This window comes from Corynebacterium kroppenstedtii DSM 44385 (genome assembly GCF_000023145.1).
In the GTDB taxonomy this organism is placed as follows: domain Bacteria; phylum Actinomycetota; class Actinomycetes; order Mycobacteriales; family Mycobacteriaceae; genus Corynebacterium; species Corynebacterium kroppenstedtii.
The window spans coordinates 1,408,265-1,426,607 of sequence record NC_012704.1 but is presented as its reverse complement, the minus strand read 5'-3'; the positions used below and the strand labels follow the sequence as shown (position 1 = coordinate 1,426,607).

At 58.7% G+C, this 18,343-nt stretch carries 13 protein-coding genes; all 13 read left to right on the top strand.

Annotated features, from left to right (window positions below):
• Positions 1 to 41: 41 nt before the first annotated feature.
• Positions 42 to 608: an RsmD family RNA methyltransferase gene (locus CKROP_RS05920; protein ID WP_012731832.1), complete on the top strand. Its 567-nt coding sequence runs from the start codon at positions 42 to 44 to the stop codon at positions 606 to 608.
• A 103-nt stretch (positions 609 to 711) separates the two neighbouring features.
• On the top strand, positions 712 to 1,185 hold the full coding sequence (coaD, locus tag CKROP_RS05915) for a pantetheine-phosphate adenylyltransferase (RefSeq protein WP_012731831.1): 474 nt from the start codon (positions 712 to 714) through the stop codon (positions 1,183 to 1,185).
• A gap of 103 nt (positions 1,186 to 1,288) precedes the next feature.
• Complete coding sequence (locus CKROP_RS05910) at positions 1,289 to 2,047, top strand: FliH/SctL family protein (protein WP_012731830.1); 759 nt, start codon at positions 1,289 to 1,291, stop codon at positions 2,045 to 2,047.
• Positions 2,048 to 2,168: 121 nt separating this feature from the next.
• Positions 2,169 to 2,759 (top strand): YceD family protein, encoded by a 591-nt coding sequence (locus tag CKROP_RS05905; RefSeq protein ID WP_052292484.1) that lies wholly within the window; start codon positions 2,169 to 2,171, stop codon positions 2,757 to 2,759.
• On the top strand, positions 2,752 to 3,492 hold the full coding sequence (rnc, locus tag CKROP_RS05900; RefSeq protein WP_012731828.1) for a ribonuclease III: 741 nt from the start codon (positions 2,752 to 2,754) through the stop codon (positions 3,490 to 3,492). The genes CKROP_RS05905 and rnc overlap by 8 nt, the downstream gene beginning before the upstream one ends.
• A gap of 120 nt (positions 3,493 to 3,612) precedes the next feature.
• The gene (locus CKROP_RS05895) at positions 3,613 to 5,142 is read left to right on the top strand and encodes an alanine/glycine:cation symporter family protein (protein WP_012731827.1); all 1,530 of its coding nucleotides are present in this window, start codon (positions 3,613 to 3,615) and stop codon (positions 5,140 to 5,142) included.
• A gap of 81 nt (positions 5,143 to 5,223) precedes the next feature.
• Entirely contained in the window at positions 5,224 to 5,538 is a 315-nt protein-coding gene (locus CKROP_RS05890) for an acylphosphatase (protein WP_012731826.1), read from the top strand.
• A gap of 34 nt (positions 5,539 to 5,572) precedes the next feature.
• On the top strand, positions 5,573 to 9,157 hold the full coding sequence (smc, locus tag CKROP_RS05885; protein WP_012731825.1) for a chromosome segregation protein SMC: 3,585 nt from the start codon (positions 5,573 to 5,575) through the stop codon (positions 9,155 to 9,157).
• A 67-nt stretch (positions 9,158 to 9,224) separates the two neighbouring features.
• A complete protein-coding gene (locus CKROP_RS05880; protein ID WP_012731824.1) occupies positions 9,225 to 12,890 on the top strand; it encodes a hypothetical protein in 3,666 nt (1,221 codons plus the stop codon).
• A 72-nt stretch (positions 12,891 to 12,962) separates the two neighbouring features.
• Complete coding sequence (gene ftsY / locus CKROP_RS05875) at positions 12,963 to 14,870, top strand: signal recognition particle-docking protein FtsY (RefSeq protein ID WP_041629392.1); 1,908 nt, start codon at positions 12,963 to 12,965, stop codon at positions 14,868 to 14,870.
• 279 nt (positions 14,871 to 15,149) lie between these two features.
• Positions 15,150 to 15,965, top strand: a complete 816-nt coding sequence (locus CKROP_RS10720) for a GDSL-type esterase/lipase family protein (RefSeq protein ID WP_012731822.1) — start codon at positions 15,150 to 15,152, stop codon at positions 15,963 to 15,965.
• 627 nt (positions 15,966 to 16,592) lie between these two features.
• Positions 16,593 to 17,879 carry an ammonium transporter gene (locus CKROP_RS05865; protein WP_052292483.1) on the top strand — a complete coding sequence of 429 codons (1,287 nt, stop codon included), beginning with the start codon at positions 16,593 to 16,595 and terminating at the stop codon, positions 17,877 to 17,879.
• A 100-nt stretch (positions 17,880 to 17,979) separates the two neighbouring features.
• Positions 17,980 to 18,318: a P-II family nitrogen regulator gene (locus tag CKROP_RS05860; protein WP_041629389.1), complete on the top strand. Its 339-nt coding sequence runs from the start codon at positions 17,980 to 17,982 to the stop codon at positions 18,316 to 18,318.
• The last annotated feature ends 25 nt before the right edge of the window (positions 18,319 to 18,343 follow it).

Here is an 18,343-nt window from a genome sequence, read left to right as displayed (position 1 = left end):
GCATACGGCAGCGCAGTCCAGGCATAAAGAGGGGAATTGAGATGCGAATTATTTCAGGATACGCGCGCGGGCGGACTATTAAAGCCCCCGCCGAAGGCACACGTCCCACATCTGACCGGGCCAAAGAGGGAGTGTTCTCCTCGCTCAGTGTCCGGTTCGGTTTTGACGGGGCCCGCGTTCTTGACCTTTTCGCGGGGTCCGGCGCGTTGGGTTTGGAAGCAGCATCGCGCGGGGCAGATAGCGTCGTTTTCGTCGATACGGATTCGGCTGCCATCGAGACCATCAAGGACAACATTCGTCGCGTCGGCGATGTGGATGCCGACGTCGTCCAACTCAAAGTATCCAGTTATTTGTCGGGCGCACCGGAGAATTATTTCGACATCGTGCTGATCGATCCGCCTTATGCGCTGATCGACGAGGCCGTCCACGACATGTTGGTAGCGCTGGCTCCACATCTGAGGGACGGGGCTGCTGTGGTGGTGGAGCGTTCCTCCGCCAGCCCTGAGACACAGTGGCCAGAAGGATATGAGCCGACCGGACAGAAGTTAAAGAAGCGGACATATGGTGCCGCGCGTATGGATATGGCGTCCTTTACTCGTTCGGAGTAGAACCAGCTTCTAAGTAGAACCAGCGTTAGCCCGCATTGCGCTCGATATTATGTGCACAGAATGATGCGCACGGACGCGGAGCGCCAGAGAGAGGAACGGAAGGATGCATGTTGTCTGCCCGGGGTCATTTGATCCCATCACCAACGGACACGTGGACATTATCGAGCGGGCAGCTGCTCAGTTTGACCAGGTCACGGTACTGGTGACGTTTAACCCGAATAAGCACGGCCTTTTCTCCGTCGAGGAGCGCTGTGACCTGATCCGGAAAGCAGTGGAGCACCTGCCGAACGTCGATGTTGATTCGTGGAACAAGTTGCTGGTTGATTACACCACGGAACACCAGATCAGTGCGCTTGTGAAAGGTTTGCGCAGCTCACTTGATTACGCCTATGAGCTGCCGATGGCGCAGATGAACAGGTCGCTCTCTGGCATCGATACGCTTTTCTTGTTGACGACGCCGAAGTTCGGGCATATTTCGTCGACCCTATGTAAAGAGGTGGCCCGCTATGGCGGCGACGTGTCGGGGCTCATGCCTGATCACGTCATCGCGGCAATGCAAGAGAAGTTTTCAGAGTAATTCGCGTCTAAGCCCTCGTGATGAGCAGGAATGTTAAAGGGTCTCGTCGGCTAGTTGGCGTGGCTTCCTGCAAAACTACGAAAATTCTGCCAAGCTAGTGGTTATGTACAGAACTTTCGAAGGCATCGACGAACTACTCCAAATGGTCGATCAGGCCTACGGCGTACCCATGACTAGTAACTGTATGGTTCCCCGCCGGGAAGTCCTGGATCTTTTAGACGAAATCCGCAACGCCATACCTACTGAGATGGACGATGCGCAGGATGTTCTGGATAAGCGCGACGGCATCATTAATGAAGCCACTGAACGCTCGCACTCCATGGTGGCTGATGCCGAGGCTGAAGCCCAGCGTTTAGTAGCCGAAGCACAAGAAAAGTGCGACGCGATGATGAATGACGCGGAAGATCGCGCCCATGGCATGGTCGCCCACGCCGAGGACGAGGCAGACTCCATTGTCCAAGATGCCCAGCGTGAATACGATGACGTCACAGGCCGCGCGGCTGCTGAAGCGGAGCGCTTGGTCGCGTCGGGTAATGAGTCCTACGACCGTAGCGTGAACGAAGGCCTGAAAGAACAGGCCCGCCTGGTTAGCGAATCAGAAGTCGTACGGATGGCGAATGAGGAAGCGACTCGCGTCCGCGATTCCGCTCATGCTGATTCGGATAAGCTCCGCAGCGACTGCGACCGGTACGTCGACCAGAAGTTGGCCGAATTTGAAGAGTCCTTGACCTCAGTGCTGCGTACGGTCGGTAAGGATCGCGCTGCCTTGCGGGGCGGCGCGGGGATCTCCGGCGGGCGTTCCCGGTCCGCTTCCCGTGAACCTCGCGACGACTACCGCGGCCGAGACGCACGTCGGAACTAAAACCATCCACTGTTGAGACTCAGCGAAAACAGCGTTGTCGTGCGCTTTTAGCTCGCCGACGCGATAGTCGAGTTGGTACAGGAGGACGTAGTGTCCGCGGTGCATTACCATGGGCGGTGTTATGGGAATTTCACATTCTGACCGCAAAGAATCAGTGACACCGACGGCACATAACCCGCTGTCCCTGGATGTCTCAACGGTATCGCAGCAATCGGGCGCTGTAGAGACCATCGATACCGAAGGTCCATCGCCAGTACGCATCGGCCCAGAAATGATCGCGTTTGGCGTCGGTACCCCTCTGGGTGTGCACGCGACGGTCACCAATGTCGGCGAGGGGCTTGTGGTTGATGCTGAGATTTCGGGCTCCGGTGAAGCCGAGTGTGTGCGGTGCCTCAAACCATTAACCCCGCATCTGTCCTTCCACATCAACGGGGTATGGGCGCTGACAGAGGGTTTTATCACCTCGGAGGACTCCGACGATGATGATGACGATGATCCGACCCCGATGGTGAAGGACAATCGGTTGGATCTCACCCAGGCCGTGATCGACGAAGCCGGAGTGTCCTTGCCTTTCTCGCCCACATGCGAAGAGTTCGGTGAGGAGTGTGACTCCCAAACTCCCGAGCCCGACGGGGTGTCCGGGGAGACAGAGACGGTCGATCCGCGGTGGGCAGGATTGCAGGACAAGCTGAAAGATCTACGTGATGTCTAAACAAAAGAATTCGAAGCACGAGCGGCTGACGGGCGAAGAAGCCTGGGCCGCCGCTTTTGGCGATGTTGATCATCAGCCTTTGCTCGATGGGTTCGGAGTCTCTCTTCCTGCCGACGCTTTACGTCTGGCGCTGACCCACCGTTCGTTCGCTAACGAAAACGGGATGCTGCCGAATAACGAGCGCCTCGAGTTCCTCGGCGACGCGGTGCTAGGGCTCTCCGTTGCGGAGCGCCTGTACCGGGATTACCCCGACCGCACCGAGTCGGAGATTTCTAAGATGCGGGCCGGCGTTGTCAATATGTACGCATTGGCCGATGTGGCACGAGAGATTGGCTTGGGTGACCACGTGCTGCTGGGCCGCGGTGAGCAGCTGACCAATGGCAAAGACAAGAATTCCATTCTGGCTGACACCACAGAGGCCATGCTGGGTGCGATTTATCTGGAGCACGGTTTCCAGACTGCGAAAGACGTTATTCTGCGTTTGTTTAAGTCCAGGATTGAATCTGCGCCGACCGTCGGACTGCATATGGACTGGAAGACGGAGCTGCTAGAGAAGATTGCTGGCCGTGGTTTAGGCGAGCCGGAATACAACACGACGATTTCGGGGCCGGCTCACGATCCGCATTTCACCTCGACAGTGTCCTTGCAGGGCAAAGTGTGGGGCCACGGGGAGGGGCACACCAAGAAAGAAGCGGAGCACCACGCGGCCCGCGAAGCCAACGACGCTTTGTGACGGAGATTCTCTGGAGATTCTCTGCCCATTTATTTCAAACATGTTAAATGTTTGCCGATAGCGCCGAGCGGGCCATCAGAAATTCTGGATCTTCTGTCGTTGGTCGTAGGGTAGTTCACTATGACAGCTATTGAGAACGCGGTGACTGGCTCGAGTGACGGGTTATGGACCGTCATCACGTGGGTGCTGTTAGCGGCAGGTGTGTGGTTCTGTTTCCGTACGGTCGTTGTTCAGATCCGTATGGTTCCGGAAATGTTTCGGTCGCTGACAGAAAAACCCAGTGACATTTCGAAAGATAAAAAAGGAATCTCCGCGTTCAAGGCGTTTACTATTTCGGCGGCATCGCGGGTGGGGACAGGCAATATCGCCGGTGTCGCAGTGGCCATCACCATCGGTGGGCCCGGCGCTGTGTTCTGGATGTGGTTGGTCGCGATAGTCGGTGGCGCCACCGCATTTGTCGAGTCCACACTGGCGCAGCTGTACAAGGTGAAGGACACCGATTCCTATCGAGGCGGCCCGGCCTACTACATCACCAAGGGGTTGAATCTTAAGTGGTTGGCCGCTGTGTTCGTGGTCGCCATTACCGTGACTTACGGATTTGTCTATAACGCGGTTCAGTCCAACTCCATTGTCGACGCCATTACCGAGTCGACGGGCTCCGACGCGATGTGGTGGAAGGCGCTGTTGGGCGTCGCGCTGGCCATCCTGACGGCACTCATCGTGTTCGGTGGCGTGCAGCGTATCGCGTCGGTCACCAACTGGCTGGTTCCCATCATGGCCGTGCTGTACATCGTCACCGGTCTCATCGTCGTTGCGGTGAATATCGAGCAGGTTCCTCACATGTTTGCGGAGATCGTGACGTCGGCCCTGGGTATTCGCGAGGTCGCTGGGGCAACCTTCGGGCAGGCGTTCATGTACGGCATTCGTCGTGGCTTGTTCTCGAATGAGGCCGGTGAGGGGTCGATCCCGAACGCTGCTGCGACGGCGTCGGTTAGTCACCCGGTCAAGCAGGGACTTATTCAGACCCTCGGCGTGTACTTTGACACGATCATCGTGTGCTCGATCACGGCGTTCATCATTTTGCTCAACAACCCGTCCTTTGGTGAAGGCGTTGAGTCGACATCGTTGACCCAGAACTCTGTTGCGGCCGCCGTCGGTCACTGGGGAGTCCACCTGGTGACGGTGATTATCTTCTTTCTCGCGTTTTCGTCGGTCATCGGAAACTACTACTACGGTGAATCCAACATCGAGTTCTTCACCAGGAATAACAAGGTGATGACCGCATACCGGTTCCTCGTGTGCCTCTGTGTGCTGGGTGGATCGCTGGGCAAGGTCGGCATCGTCTGGGCGCTCGCGGACCTGTTCGCCGGCATCATGGTGGCCATCAACCTCACCGCCATTCTCCCGTTGGGCGGGGCTGCGATCGCGCTTCTCAAGAATTACCGACAACAACGTAACCAAGGATTGTCGCCGGTCTTCCACCGTGACGATCTGCCGAATCTGCCCGGGCATGACCGAATCGAGTGCTGGGACGGGAGTGATCCCCTCACCATCCGTGGCGATGGTCAGGAAGTTTATGGGCGTCGTCCGGGAACGCCCGCCCCGCAAGTCATTCGGCGCAGTGCTAACGGTTCTGTCCGCGCCGAGTGAGAATTCGCAGGCCGCCCATTAACCGGTGCAGCCGAGTAGGATACTGCGCAGTAGACTCTCGTAGGGAAGGGGCCAAAGCTTATGACTACAGCTGAATCCGATCAGTCACATGACCCCGTTCGCCTGACCGCGTGGGTTCATGGATACGTTCAAGACGTCGGATTCCGCTGGTGGACACGAAGCCAAGCCCTCGAACTCGGATTAGTGGGCTCTGCGACGAACTACTCCGACGGCCGAGTCCTCGTGTGCGCTGAAGGTGAGCGGGCGCCCGTCACCGAGCTCTTGGCGCGGTTGCGCGAAGAGCCCACGTCGACCAATCGCCCCGGTTCCGTCGATAATGTGGTGGAGTCGTGGGAAGAACCACGGGGCGGGTACCAAACGTTCGAAACTCGGTAACCGCTAATTTGATCAACGGAATAGATTTACTGGCATGTACCTGAAGTCGCTGACCCTTAAAGGATTTAAGTCCTTTGCTTCGTCGACGACCTTAAAACTCGAACCCGGAATCTGCGCGGTCGTCGGGCCGAATGGGTCAGGAAAATCCAACGTTGTCGACGCCCTCGCATGGGTCATGGGGGAGCAAGGCGCCAAGTCTTTGCGCGGCGGAAGCATGGACGACGTCATCTTCGCCGGAACAGGCGCACGCAAACCCCTTGGTCGTGCCGAAGTCACCCTCACGATCGACAATTCCGACGGCGCTCTGCCGATCGACTATTCGGAAGTTTCCATTACCCGACGGGTGTTTCGCGACGGGGGCGGCGAATACGAAATAAATGGTGCTAGAGCCCGCTTGATGGATATCCAAGAGCTGCTCTCTGACTCGGGAATCGGCCGAGAGATGCACGTCATCGTGGGGCAGGGGCGGCTGTCCACCATCTTGGAATCCAAACCAGAGGACCGGCGAGCATATATCGAAGAAGCAGCCGGCGTCCTCAAGCATCGCCGTCGCAAAGAAAAAGCCCAGCGCAAGCTCGTGTCTATGCAGGCCAATGTGGATCGGCTGCGCGACCTCACCACAGAACTCGAACGACAGCTTAAACCGCTGGCCAGGCAGGCGGAGGCAGCCCAAAAAGCAGCGACAGTGCAGTCGGATCTGCGCGAAGCTCGACTGAATCTCGCCGCGCACTCATTGGTTACCGCGAGGGATGATGCCGACGAGTTGACGCGCCGGGCCAATGAGGCGCGGGAGAAAGAGGAAGCTCTCGTCGAAAAGCTCGAGGAATTGCGCGAACACGTCGATGAACTGGAACATCGCGTTGCCGAGCTAGGACCGCGGAGTGAAGAGACCCAGCAGCTGTGGTTCCGGTTGTCGTCCTTGTCGGAGCGTGTCACGGCGACCGGGCGTATTGCCGCCGATCGGGCCTCGGCGGATGATCAATCCGAGGACTACCACGGCCCGGACCCAGAGGATCTGGAAGCGCGGGCCCGCGAGGTCGCAGAGCGCGAAGAAGAGACCACTGCTGCGGTGGAAGAAGCAGCTGAGCGGTTAGAGACAATCCGCGAGCAGGTTGATGAAAAGGAAGAGAAAGCCCAGCAGGTTGAGAAAGAACACCTCGCTGCTCTGCGGGCTATTGCGGATCGTCGGGAAGGCGTCGCCCGTTTAGATGCCGCGGAAGATTCCGCACGCCAGCGGTTGGAGGCTGCGAATGACGACCTTCAACGCGCAACGAAGGCCGTGGATGCGGTTGTTCCGGCCCTAGCCCAGGCGAAAAGTGATGTTGATTCAGCCCAAGCCGCCCTGCAGGACCACGATTCCCAGGCGGGGGCGATACTGGATCGGGTTAGTGAAGCCGAGCGCGATGTCGCGAGCGCGGATGATCGCCTCCGCGAACTCCGCGATACCGATCGAAACTACGAACGGTCCATTTCTGCACTTCAATCGCGCATCGACACCTTAGAAGCCACGGTTCGCCCCACCAACGGGGTCGCCTGGCTCCGCACGAATTCATCGGTGGAGTGGGGATCATTCGTCGACTCCGTCACTGTCGAACGGGGATGGGAAGCGGCCTTATCCTCGACCCTGGGGGAGGCGGCTGAAGCCATCACCGCGCCGGGGGATACGTCGGAAAGCGTGGGTGAAGCCCTCGAATCGCTCGTCGCTGCCGACGCTGGCCGGGCGTGGATTATGGGCCAATCGCAGGAATCCACCTGGCGGTTGGATGCGGACCTTCCCGCCGGTTGCGAGTGGTTCTTAGACAAAGTGTCGGTGGATAGTGAATTCACCCACGCGGTGACTGGTCTGCTTGTCGACGTCGTTGCGGTCCCGTCGGTGGCCGCGGGGGTTGCGCTGGTTCGCGATGACGCCAGGCTGCGTGCTGTGACGAAGAGCGGTATCGTCATCGGCCCTGGTTGGATGAGCGGGGGTTCCGGTGAAGCCACGACCCTTGACATCAAGTCCTCCGTCGACCAGGCACAAGAAGAATTGGCGGACTACACGGCCAAGGCGAGGGAACTCGCGGGCACTATTGCCGGCGCAGAGACGACAGTGCAGGAACGACGAGACGCCTTGGGTGCCGCCCGTGCTGCGCACACCGAGTTCACCGCCGTGGCATCGAACCTCAAAGAGCGCGTGAGTACTGCGGAAGCAGCCGTCGAACGCCTGAAGAAGGAACTCCACGAGGTCCAGGAGAACCGCGCCCACGCCGAAGGGCGCATTGACAATATCCACGCCGAACTGGCCGACTTGGCTGATCGACGCTCCCGCATCGACGCGGAAATCAGTGACGCCGATGATTCCTCAGAGGAGTCGTCGGCAATCGCTCGGGATCAGGCCCACGAGGAACTGACCCAAGTGCGGGCGATGGAAACCGAGGCCCGGTTGGCGCTGCGTAGCGCCGAGGAACGCGCATCGGCGATCAAAGGCCAGGCGGAGAGGCTTCGCCGCCAAGCCGAGCATGAGCGGGCCCACCGACGTCGGCACGAAGAAGCACAGCGGGCTCGTCGGCGTGCACGGCAACGAGCAGCCCACATCGCGCAGTGGTGTGAAAGCCTGGCGAAACGGGTGGACACCGCAGTCCACAAGGCGGCCGAGGAGCGCGACACACTCCACGCGCGCATGTCGGAAGCCACGGCACAGCGGGGGCGCGCCCGGGACGCGTTGAGTGCCATCACGACGCAACGCGAACATGCGCTCAAAACGACGCACGATGCGGATATTAAACGTGAAGCAGCGTTGGTGCGGGTGGAACAGGCTGAGAAGCACATCGTCGAGCAGCTTGGTCTCAATCCCGAGGACGTTGTGGCAAGCCAGGATCTGACCGACTTTGATCCCGCGTCGGAAAAGAAACGGCTGGCGTCCGCGGAGCGTGCCTTGAAACAGCTCGGCAAGGTTAACCCTTTGGCGCTGGAGGAATATAAGGCGCTGGAGGAGCGCTATTCATTCCTTTCCACCCAGCTCATGGATGTTGAGCAGGCCCGCGAGGACCTCCGCGGTGTGATTAAAGATGTCGACACCACCATTTTGCAGCTCTTTACCGATGCCTGGGAGGATGTCCAAGCCGAATTCCCCCGGGTGTTCGAGACACTGTTCCCCGGCGGCGAAGGTCGGTTGTCCCTGACCGATCCCGATGACATGTTGACCACCGGTATTGAGGTCCACGCGCGGCCGCCAGGGAAGAGAGTGACGAGGCTATCGCTGCTTTCTGGGGGCGAAAAGTCCCTGACAGCACTAGCCTTATTGGTAGCGATCTTCCGCGCGCGGCCATCCCCGTTCTACGTCATGGATGAGGTAGAAGCAGCCCTGGATGATGTCAATCTCCGACGGTTGATCGCGCTCTTTGAAGAGCTCCGGGAAGACTCACAGTTGATTGTGATTACACACCAGAAACCGACGATGGACATTGCGAATGTGCTGTATGGCGTGACAATGCGCGGCGACGGGATGACACGTGTAATCTCTCAACGAATGAGCCCTCACTCCCAGCCAGTGAGCGACCCTGCTGTGGCCGGTTCAGCTCCCGGCACATCTGCTGGCTCAGCCGCCGGATCGGCAGCTGGTTCACCGGAAGTGTCGTGAGCTCACATGATCGGTGTACGTCGAATAATCGTGTAGCCACAATTGCGTCTTGGAAAGGATTACTCAGTTGTCAGGCGTTGACGCCCCCACGAGTTTTATTGCAGATTCCGCTGACCCCTTGTTGGGTTGGGCATCGACGACGGAGCTTGAACTGTCTCGGCAGCTGTCAGACCTTGATTTCGCCGTCGAGGTCAACCTCAGTGGCGACGAGTTAGAGCGCCTGGACCGTTTCTGGGGTCGTTTTGTCACTCGACAAATTTCTGCCGGAGCAGAGCTTTCCGCTGTTCTGGAGGCTTGCCCGGCCATTGTGGCGACGACGTTGGTGGGTCGCGCTGGCCGCATCGCCGATTTAAGCAATTTCGATTCTGAGTATTGGGCTGGCCTGGGCGTACACCGCGATCTGGCCGAGCAGTTTTACGGGTGTTTCGACGGCCACGTGGCCGAGATTCTCTCTCGTGCGGGCCTCGATCCGATGGACATTGCTGCGTCGGGCTCCGATGGCGAGTTGGGCCGGCTTTTAGTGCACGCAACAATTCCGGCGGGGTGGATTCCGAGCCTCATCGCGCTCATCGACGAGGATCCCGATAACGTCACCGGTGCGTCGCTGACTGAGCATTTTGTCGAGACATCGCCGACGCGGCAGCTGGGGCCCCTCTGCACAGTGGCACCCGAGCGCGCCACCCGCTTATTCGACGACATCATCGAGTTCTATCGGTGGGCCGCCCAGCACCCGTACGAGGTCGACCAGTGGGCCGAATGGGGAGTGGGCAAAGATGGCTCCTATCGCGTCCCGCTACTGATTCTTGAAGATCTTGTCGACGAATTACGCGAACGCCCCGCGGGCACAGTCGACCGCTTATCGACGGTGGGGACGGCGTCGTGGGAGACGTCACCGCGCTTGGTCTACGACGTCAACCGGGAGCGCGTGGTGCTTCGTTTGCCACAAATGCCCTTGGACGAAACCGTCGTTGAGCTGCGGTGGCGCGTCTCTATTGACGGTGAGGTCGTCGAGTACCGCACCGGCTACGACAATGACACGGAAGGATTCTCTGAAATCCTCGACGTCCCAGTGCGCAAAGCCGCCCGGGAAATCGTCGTCAAGGAAATTGTTCGTCGGGTCTCGTGGACAATCCCTGTGCTCTCTGAACCGTTCCTGGCGTTCACGATGCGCGGCCACAACGTGACGAGCAAGGTATCGCTGCACCATACGGACCTCATTGTGGTTTCGCCCGATGACGCGGAAATCGTCGACCCTGTCCGTGAGACGCCCTTACCCGCTGACGATGGAGTGGAGCTTCGGGGCTGGAATGGCTGGATCGCGCGGACCGTCGACGTTAATGATGCCGCGTCCTTCCAGGTGCGTCGCCCGGGGGAGCCTGCCGGCACGGCCTTGCGCAGTGTTGATCCTCGGCAGAGGGTGATTTTCACCGAGGGCGAGTTGTGCTCACACGTTCGGTCGGTCTCTGGGCTACCTGTTCATTCTGAAAGTCTGTTGGCGGAATTCCCGGCGACGCTGTCCGGTGCCGATGAGGTCTGGTATCTATCGATTTCGTCCTACGCTGGCCCTGGTCAGGCCGGTGTTGAAGTCACCCCTGCGGAACCTGTCGAGGTGCCCGCCGATGGTGGCGCCGTCTACGTGTTCGACCCCGATTTGTATGAATCGCCGTGGACGGGCGAATACATCGTTCGCTTGCGTGGTCCGCGGAATGAGTCCTTCCGCCACCGGTACGCGATCGTTCAAGGCCTGGTGACCTCCCTTGAGGACAACCACGGTTTCCGTATCCCGGTTGCCGGCGGGCTCTCACCGATGTCAGTCGAATTGGCGACGGAAAAGCCGGCGTCGATTGAACCGAACCCGGTTGAGGTCGGCGCGGATTCGGCGCGTGGATCGGCGACGGTGAGCACCGATGATGGCGATCTGCTCCCCATCGTGGTGACGCCTCCTCGGCTGCGCTTCCAAGTTCCCCTCAAGGGGGAGGAAGCCCGCTGGCGGTCAACGCCGCTGGTGTGCGCGGGTTCCGAGTTGAACGGCGAGATGTTCTTGCGTGTCCGCACGGGCAGTGAGCTCCACAAACCGGTCATTACCGCGAGGAATCACCACGGCTCCCCGGTGCGCACGAAGAAAATGATCACCTGGGACGGCATGACCTGGCGCATCCCCTTGAAGGACTTTGCCTCTGCGCTGGCATCGCAGTCTGGCGGAAGCACCGAGCTGAGCTGGGTCGATGAAGAGACCCGGAAGAGCACATCGGTCCGCCTTGTGACCTTGGCCCCCACGCCGGAATGGCAGATCGAGCTGAAAGACGACACCGTGGTGGTGTCGGCGGATAAAGCCCCGGGGGATGAGACGTCGGTCGCAGTGGTCAAGGGCTCGCCCGATGGCCGTCCGCTGGGTTTGTGGATGTGGCCGACGACGGCCCCGTGGCGCCGCGCCTTGAGCGTTCGTGTCGTCGAAGGTGAAGCGACTTTGCCCGAGGAGCTTCGCAACGTCGGGCCCTTGGTTGTTCAGGTGTATTGCGCGGATGTCAGTGAAAACTTGCGCGCCCCGGCACGTCCAGGCCCTCAAGCTGTCATGGTGGATCAGCCAGGATATGCGACGGGCCACGGGCTCGATTCTCTGAGTGCGTTTTTGGCCGGTGAATCGAAAGAAATCGAGGGCGGCGCCGAAACCTTCAGTTTGCTGTGGGACTTGCAAGCGGGCTGGATGTCGGATTCGCGGGCGTTCACCTCATTGCCTCGCGGTGCTGAAGTGGTCCGTGACGCCTTCCTGTCTAAGCCGAGTGTTGCGTTGGTCGGCTTGGCTCAATCGCTTGTCGACGCCTCGAAGCGTCCAAGTGTGTTGATCTCGAGTGGGCTGGTGCGCTCGGCGTTCGATCCCACCGCGATTGATTCAGAGTCGTTGACTTCTCAAGGATCGGCGGCTCCGTGGATTGGTGCGTTGGGAGCCTTAGCTGAGGTTGAGCGTTGGGATGCGGCCATGGTTGCTGCGGAGGAAGCCGCGGAACAGTCGTCCGAACCATCTGAGTCACCCGATGGCGACGATGGTGACGCCGGCGACAATGGCCAGGGCAAGGATGCGGCGAGCGACCTGGCTCCTGATCCTGACGTCGCTCCTGCTCAAGGGCGGAACAATGCGTTGGAGAAACTCCGTTCCCTGGTCGGGGACCGCGCTGTTGAGGCGTTTACCACCGGGCGTGACCAGAGTTTGGACAACGCGTGCTTGGACCCCACGACTGTTCACATCGCGCGCATGCCGGAGGCTCAGCAGAAGGTGATTTTGCAGCAGTTCTTGGACAGTGCTGGGATCATGCCAGGGCCGATTAGCGAGGATAACTCCCGCTTGTTGGCCGTTTTGGAGACCTTCTCCCACCGGGAGGAGCTAACTCAGCTTCTGGGCGAAGAAGACCTCATGGTCACGGCTGCGAAACTTCTGAAGAGGATTCGACACAGCAATCGCCAGTTGTACGCAGCGGCGCGCGTCCGGTTCGATCGCCTAGAGGGCGTGGATACGGAATCCGTCGACAACCGGTGGGCGTTGGCTCCCATCGTCTCTCTCGTTTTTGCCTTGGCCGCGCGCTTGGAAGCCCACGGTGCAGGCAAAATGGGCGCCTTGTCTCCACAAGCAGTAGCAGGGTGGGCTCGTGTCGCCGAGATGCTGCCGGACCTCGTCGCCGGGGATATTGTCTCTGCCGATGCGATGGTGCTGGGTGTTGTCGGCCACAAAAGGAAGTAAATAGGCAGCAAATAGTACGACATCCTGTGGCTCCTTCTTCACAGTGCGATGGTTGCTGACATAATGGCCACTATGTCTCCTGTTGTGTTGTGGACCATTGTCGGCGTTGTTGTTGTCCTGGTGCTCCTTGCGCTCCTCATTATTTTTGGGCTGCACAGGCGTAAAAAGAACACGGTGTCATTCGAAAGTAAGGCGAGTGACACCGAGGAGAAGAAGCGCCCCGACTCGGGCAATTACCAGGCAAAAGGCGGTTTCAATTTCGCCGCTGGGCCTGCGACGGGGCACAAGCCGTCACAGGCCGACGTCGTCGCCGGTGAATTTGGGCAAACGAAACAGGCTAAAAAAGAACCGGAACCAGTTTCTGCTGAAAGTAGTTCCTCGACGAGCAACCAGGCTGCTGAGTCAGAAACTAGTGCTCACGCAGAAAAAGCTGCACCTCAATCAACTGAATCTGCCGACGATAGTCGTGCCGACGAAGCACCGAAGAGTCCTGATGATCACGTTGCTGGGGTGACGGAATCCCCGGAAACCGTTGATCGCGAACAGGATGAGCCGGTTGTTCCTCCTGCTGATGAGGCAGTCGACGATTCGGCTGGCAAGGCTGATGAAGCTGAAAAGGCCGACAAGGCTGAAACAGCCGATCAGGAATCCGAAGAGGAAACGCGGGAAACGACGGCCCCGTCGGACAGCGATAGCGCCGACGAAGGCAACAAGACGGAGCCGTCAGCACAGCCGGTAGAGACAGAGTCTCCCGCGGAACCAGTCCTCGCTGCATCGTCAGCGCAGCCAGATGACGCCGAAGCTGAGGACTCGTCGGCACAACAGGAACCGGCGTCGGATAGCAGTGAGCTCTCAGAGAGCGACCTCACTGAGAAAGAAAAGACCGAGGCCGAAGAGGCAGCTGCTGCAGCACAGTCTGTTGCTGTCGGTGCGGAAGCAGCAGCTGATCTCGCGCGCGAGAGCAGCACCGCTGAGGAACGCCCGTCGTCCACGGAACCCACCGATGAAGGCACCGCGGCTGTAGCTGAGGCGGAGCCGGAGGAACCCGCAGAAACTCCCGAGCCCGTCGATGGTCGTATTCATCGTTTGCGTGGGCGGCTGTCACGTTCCCAGAACGCCATCGGTAAAGGCGTTCTAGGAATTCTGGGCGGCGGCGATCTTGACGAGGATGCGTGGGAAGACGTCGAAGACACGCTCGTCATGGCGGACCTGGGTACTGCGGCCACGATGAAAGTGGTCGATTCCCTGCGGGAGAAAATCGCTTCTCAGGGTGTTTCTTCAGAGCAGGAAGCGCGAGCTTTGCTCCGCCAGGCTCTCATCGAGTCGTGCCACCCGGAGATGGATCGCTCTATCCGCGCGATGCCTTATGAGGGCAAACCTGCTGTGATTCTTGTTGTCGGTGTGAACGGCACGGGCAAGACGACGACGGCCGGAAAGCTGGCACGAGTGTTGACTGCCATGGGCCACAGCGTGCTCTTGGGTGCTGCGGATACCTTCCGTGCCGCGGCGGCCGATCAGCTTGAAGCGTGGGGGAGTCGCGTTAATGCCCGCACTGTGCGTGGTCCCGAAGATGCCGATCCCGCATCGGTGGCATTCGACGCGGTGGCCGCCGGCGTCGCTGATCACGCGGATGTTGTTGTGTTGGATACCGCAGGCCGGCTCCACACGAAGAACAACTTGATGGATCAGCTGGGCAAAGTGAAGCGCGTCGTCGAAAAGAAGGCTGTCGTGGATGAAGTACTTCTGGTTCTCGACGCGACCGTCGGCCAGAATGGTCTGGTCCAGGCCCGCATCTTTGCGGAAACAGTGGACATCACTGGTGTGGTCTTGACGAAGTTGGATGGTACGGCCAAGGGCGGAATTGTCTTCCAGGTGCAGGAAGAGCTCGGTGTTCCAGTGAAGATGGTTGGCCTGGGGGAGGGCGTCGACGATTTAGCCCCGTTTGAGGTTGAGGGATTCGTTGACGCACTGCTCGGGTAAGAATATGGCCGTGGCCGGTGATGATTGTGCGTCTACCGGTCGCGTCAGCACCCGAATAGGTCAGCGTGAAAAGCTCATTCTGCAACCTATGCTTTTCAGATGAAATAATATATCGTGTTCCAACGAAACACTTTGTAGGCCGTTGTGTAGTGGGCCGTGCGGACTAGTGCGGCACCTGAACCAGGGCGCCTTTCTGTGTGTTAGGCCAGTTCCACCGCCGTGTAGCGAACTGCGTTGGCACATGGAAACTCCCCCGCCCGTAAAAAGAAGAGAAGTGAAATGTCCTTAGCTAAAAAGCTCTCTGCCCTCATCGGTGTTCTTGCTGTTGGTGCCGGTGCAGCCGTAGCTGCTCACCCAGCCGAAGCTGAGGGAGACTCCAATATCGTGCTGTTGGGTGATTCGTACATGGCCACCCCAAACCAGCTGGCTCTCCTCAATGACCACATTCAAGCAGCTATTCCTGTCGCTCCCCGGTTCGCTCCTGTCACGGGTTCAGCTGCTTCCGGCTGCCCCATCGACCAGCACGATGTCGGCTCTGTTCTGCAGTCTATTTCGGGCCGAAAAGTTGAGAACTACGCATGTTCAGGCGCGACGTTGGCCGCTGCACCGACTCAAACTAACTTGAACCCCAACCGTCTTGATACCTTGGTGACCAAGGCGATCGATAGCGGAGCATTGAACCCGAATACCCAGGCTGTTCCGATTCTGATCGGTATCAATGACTTCTATAAGACCGGGTACGCGTGGAGCTTCACCCCTGAGGATCCTGCTCACGAGGCTGAGGCTGGCGCCGAGCTGGACAAGGCTGCGCATCGCATCCGTGAAGCTGCTCCGAACGCCAAGCTGATCTTCTTGTCCTACCCCCAGCTCACTGCGCCTGACGATCCGAATATGATGTGCTGGATTCAAGCTGGCGATGCTCGCCCGTTCAACACTCCTGGCTTCGGGTTCCAGAACGCTTTCAACATTATTAAGCGCCAGCAGTCGTCGGCTGCAGAGCGTAACGGTGGCACTTACCTTGATATGGCCGAATCGACTGTGGGGCACAGTACGTGTGCCCCACAGTCGGGAAAACTGGGTTTCAGGTCTGATTGAAACCAACGGCAACAACGCTGCAATGTCCATGCACATGACCTACCAAGGTGTAGATAACATGGCGCAGCAAATTACGGCCAGGCTCTAAGCTTCAGGCTCTAAGCTATAGCCCTAACAAGCTGGCGCGCTAAAGGTAACCCCGGGTTCATCACCTGGGGTTTTCGCGTATGCCATCACGTAACCCCGAAATCACGCTGCACTGTTATTCCGTCGCACTGTTCTAACGCGTCCCTGTCGTATTGCGTGAAAAATCCCCACTGCATACTCCAGCGAACATCTTCCTCGTAACAAAAGCGAAACAATATGGGTTTTATTTCACACGAATGAAACGTCATACTGCGACGTCGGAAACACGAGATAACCATGCTTTTCCTGTAGGCATCACCTCCTTGCCCGTGGAGTGAAAACTCACAATCACTGTCGACGTGCCGAGCGTGAATGCCCCGAATAATTATCTGCCCACAATCAGGCTTCCCGCTTGAGGCGCCGACGCACGAGAATATGTCCCATTTGCGCTGCTAGCCCCTGCGCGGAGACCTGCGAGAGGAGTCTCGTGTGCTCGTCGACCAAGTAGTTCTTGCCGCTTCGGCAACGGAGAATGGTGTGACGGCTGGCAATTCCGCGTGGATGCTCATTAGCGCGTCCCTGGTGTTGTTAATGACGCCAGCCGTCGCCTTTTTCTATGGCGGAATGTCACGTCAAAAGTCCACCCTCAACATGATGATGATGTCATTCGGGGCTCTCGGGGCAATCGGAGTTATTTATGTGCTGTGGGGATACTCGATGTCGTATTCCAGCGGCGACATCGGCGGCATCTTCGCCAACCCCTTCACCAACTTCGGATTGCGAGGAATTCTCCCGTCCGACGACGGAACATTCCCCACGGGTAGCAATGGGTACCCCGAAATTATCGACGTCGCGTTCCAGCTGACCTTCGCGGTGATCACGGTAGCGCTCATCTCTGGTTCGCTTGCCAACCGTGTGAAATTCTCCACCTGGCTCGTGTTTTCGGTGCTGTGGGTTACTTTCGCGTTCTTCCCCTTGGCCCACATGGTGTGGGGCGGCGGCTTGCTGTCCGATTCCGAACACAGCATTGCTGCATGGTTATTCGGGACGACGATGGACGACGGCGAAAAAGTCGCGAAAATCGCCCCTATCGACTTCGCAGGTGGAACAGTGGTCCACATCAACGCCGGTGTTGCAGGCCTCGTCTTGGCCCTCATCGTCGGCAAATCGCGTGACTTCTTGAAAGCCCCTCAGCGCCCTCACAACCTTCCCCTCACCATGATCGGTACGACGTTCCTGTGGTTCGGCTGGTTCGGCTTTAACGCCGGTTCCGCCTTCGCCGCCGACGGCAATGCTGCTCTGGCCTGGGTCAACACGACGGTTGCGGCCTGCGCTGCCATGATGGCCTGGCTAGCCGTCGAGCGCATACGAGACGGGCACGCCACCTCCTTGGGTGCGGCTTCCGGCGTCGTTGCTGGTCTGGTTGCTATCACCCCGGCGTGTGGAAACTTGACACCTGTGACGTCGATCATCCTCGGCGCTGTCGCTGGCGTGGTGTCAGCTTACGGCGTCGGCCTCAAGTACAAACTCAAGTTTGACGATTCCTTAGACGTCGTCGGTGTTCACCTCCTGTCGGGTATTTGGGGAACGATCGGCGTCGGTCTGCTAGCGAAAGACCACGCCGGGCTGTTGACCGGCGGCGGTGCAGATGGCTTCCGACTATTCATCATTCAGGTGGTTATCGCGGTTGTCGCGATGGTGTTCACGGCGATCATCACCACAATCATCGGAACGATTCTCTCTGCTGCGATGGGGTGGCGTATCGACGATTCCGCTGAACGAGGCGGAATTGACTTCGCCATGCACAGCGAGACCGCGTATGACTTCGTCGGGATGGACATTCGATAGGCGTTGTTGATCCGGCGAATGGCGTACGGTGTATGGGCACAAGAAACAGATTTAACCCAGAGCTACAGAGAGTCCGAGCAGGAATAAGGAGGAGATGATCGTGAAGCTTGTCACCGCTATTGTGAAGCCTTTTACGCTCACCGATATTAAGGAGTCCTTGGAAAATGTCGGCGTGCGCGGCATGACGGTTACCGAGGTCCAAGGATTTGGGCAGCAAAAAGGGCATACCGAGGTTTATCGCGGGGCTGAATATGCCGTTGACTTCGTGTCAAAAATAAAGATCGAAGTTGTTGTGTCGGATGATTTGTATTCCGACGTCATTGAAGCAATTATTTCCGCATCTCGTACCGGGAAGATCGGCGACGGGAAGATTTGGGTGACACCGGTCGATGATGTTGCGCGAGTCCGGACGGCGGAACGCGGTGAGGACGCTGTATAACAAGTGGGCGTAACAAGTAGAGGAC